The 2,937-nt window shown below is 58.4% G+C and carries 3 protein-coding genes; 1 reads left to right on the top strand and 2 read right to left on the bottom strand.

Annotated features, from left to right (window positions below):
• Window positions 1-163: 163 nt before the first annotated feature.
• A complete protein-coding gene (locus ACR0P8_RS09155; RefSeq protein ID WP_003808869.1) occupies window positions 164-1,090 on the top strand; it encodes a site-specific integrase in 927 nt (308 codons plus the stop codon).
• Between the two features lie 367 nt (window positions 1,091-1,457).
• On the opposite strand, the gene ACR0P8_RS09160 is transcribed toward ACR0P8_RS09155, so the two are convergent.
• Complete coding sequence (locus ACR0P8_RS09160; RefSeq protein WP_432624768.1) at window positions 1,458-2,297, bottom strand: sulfite exporter TauE/SafE family protein; 840 nt, start codon at window positions 2,295-2,297, stop codon at window positions 1,458-1,460.
• Between the two features lie 120 nt (window positions 2,298-2,417).
• Window positions 2,418-2,937: ECF transporter S component (locus tag ACR0P8_RS09165; RefSeq protein ID WP_432624769.1), on the bottom strand; the 520-nt coding region annotated here is incomplete at its 5' end.

Raw genomic sequence — 2,937 nt, forward strand, 5'->3', positions numbered from 1 at the left:
ACATTCACAATGAGGATATTGCGAATGTGGTTTTTGACTATCCAAGCAGTGCAGAGCAGCGCCGTATCGGCGCGTTCTTCGACCGTCTGGACTCGCTCATCACCCTTCATCAGCGTAAGTATGATGGCTGCGCCAATCCCCAATTTTTAGAAAGGCGCATCTCATGCAGGAAACCATCACATCAGAATCGCTGTTCTGCGACTACTACGCCCAGTGGGTGAGAACGTACAAGGAAGGCGCCATCAGAGACGTAACCATGGGCAAATATCGACTTACACAATCCTGGCTCGGCAAGCTCATCCCTGAACTCAGGCTCACCGATATGGATCGAACCGCATACCAACAGCTCATCAACGGATATGCACAGCATCATGAGCGCCAAACCACCATGGATTTTCATCATCAGATCAAAGGTGCCATTCTCGATGCCGTCGATGAAGGACTCATTCCCCGTGACCCGACGCGAAAGGTCATCATCAAAGGCAAGCAGCCACGCATTAAGAAAATGAAGTATCTCAACCAATTCGAGCTGCATGCCATGCTCGCGGACCTTGATCTTGGGGCCGAGGCAAGCTGGGATTGGCTCATCCTCCTTATCGCGAAAACCGGACTCCGATTCTCCGAGGCGCTTGGGCTCACACCCGATGACTTTGATTTCGCACACCAGACGCTTTCCGTCAACAAAACTTGGGATTATAAGAATGGCGGCGGTTTCGTACCCACGAAAAACGAATCGTCCGTGCGTAAAGTGCAACTCGACTGGCAACTCATCATGCAAATGTCTGGATTGCTCAAGGATCTTCCGCATGATAAACCTATTTTCGTGCACGGCAAGGTCTACAATTCAACAGCCAACGACGTGCTTGCAAAACATTGCAGAAACGTGGACGTGCCAGTTATTTCCGTTCATGGTCTTCGCCACACACACGCTTCGCTGCTGCTGTTCGCCGGCGTATCGATCGCCAGCGTGTCACGCCGTCTAGGCCATGCCAGCATGACTACAACTCAGGAAACCTACCTGCACGTCATTCGCGAGCTGGAAAACAAAGACGTGGATATCGTCATGCGGGCACTATCGACACTCATCTAATGGGGTTTCCTACTCTTTTCAGATATTCGAAATAGTCGAGCCACCCGAAGCAGCATATACCGTTTTCCGCCATTCTTTAGTAAAAGCGCCAAACACCGTTGCCAGATTCAATTCCGTAGGCGGTTCTGAGGCTCCGTAGGTGGTTGGCGGAAGTAAGACGCTTTGGAAACGGCTTGAATTAAGCCATTCCCGAGCATCAATACCAAGGCCAACCACCTACGGAAGCGAAAAACCACCTACGGAATGTTCTCTTGGCAGCAAACCTGCCGCAAACATTAAGAAAACCTGTCTCGGCGCATAAGAAACCGAAACTCGGCATTCCGGCCACGTGCCCCGCACGGCCACGCGCCATGATCCGAGGAAGGCTTTAGAAATAGGTACTCCAGCTGAGTTTGACGGCGAGGATGATACCAGTGAGCACGGCGGCGGCGCGCATGATGTTCTCGGGAATGCGGCGTGTGACCGGAGGGGCGATGGAGCTGCCGATAATGCAGCCCAGGCACATCGCGATGGCGAACGGCCAGTAGACGGAGCCACGGCAGATGAACATGATCGCGGCGGAGATGTTCGCGCCGAAGCCGACCACGGTTTTCAGCGCGTTGATCTGGTGGAACGGGCCGATCTTGCCGAGGTCGAGGATCGCCAGGGCGAGGGTGCCGGCGGCGGCACCGAAATATCCGGAATAGATGCCGACGAAGCTCACGCCGACCCACAGCCACCACGGGTCGTTGCGAAGACTGCCATTGGCTGTCCTGCTGGCAATCCGTGCGGCGCGTTCGCCCTGCTGTGATTGAGGCAACGCCTGCGCGACGGCGTCGCGCGCGGCCGCTTTCTTCCGCGGGTTGAGCGCGATGATCAACGCGCTGAACAGGATGAGCGGCGGCACCGCGAATTCGAAGACCTTCGCCGGCAATTCCAACAGCAGCAGGCCACCGATGATGCCTCCGACCAATCCTATGCACGCATAGACGGCCACGCGGCGCCCTTGACCTTTGAGCTCCTTGCGCGCGGCCAGCAGCCCGCCGATGCCGGTGCCGCACACGCCCACCGTGTTCGTGGTGTTGGACAGCACCGGCGGAATGCCGAACGCCAGCAGCGCCGGGTAGGAGATCAGAGAGGAGGCTCCGACGGCGTATCCGACGAATCCCGCGCCGATTCCGGCGACAAGCACCAACAGCAAGGTGACGACGGACACTCCTGCGATCATGACCACTTTCCTCAATTTCCGGGTTTATATGACAACGGGAGCCAAGCTTAACGGCTTGGCTCCCGGAAATGTCAGGCTTGTTCAGAACGTGGTTGAATCACCACGTCCGAACGGCACGGTTCAGCGTCCGCGCTTGGCGATCAACGATTCGGTCCAGTATGCGGCAAGCGGAATCAGCGCCCACTGCAGTGCGAGTCCCGGCAGGCCGGCGGCCAGATCACTCGTCCAAGTGGCGGCGATGGCGTTGGACGAACCGAAGGCGAACACGGCAATCGCCGTGGCCACGGTCAGCGCCACTCGACCGGCCACCTGTGCGACGACCACCTTGGCCAGGCCCGGCAGCCTGACCGAACGCAGCAGGCCGGCAACGAGTCCATACGCGCACAGCTCGACCATCATCAGCGGCAGCATGGCCAGCATCGGCATGCCGGACAGCAGGAAACTGACGAGCGGCGCCGCGGCGCCGGCGATCGCGCCAACGGCGGGACCGGCGATCAGGCCAACGAAGATGATCGGCAGGTGCATCGGCAGGAACGCCACGCCCAAAGCGGTGCCCTGCCCGGACACCGCGCCGATGACATGGAACAACTGCGGCAGCGCGACCGCGGCCGCAATGGCCAGCAGCGTCGCCGCGGCCTTG

Origin of the sequence: Bifidobacterium sp., assembly GCF_050874245.1 — a bacterium.
Classification (GTDB): domain Bacteria; phylum Actinomycetota; class Actinomycetes; order Actinomycetales; family Bifidobacteriaceae; genus Bifidobacterium.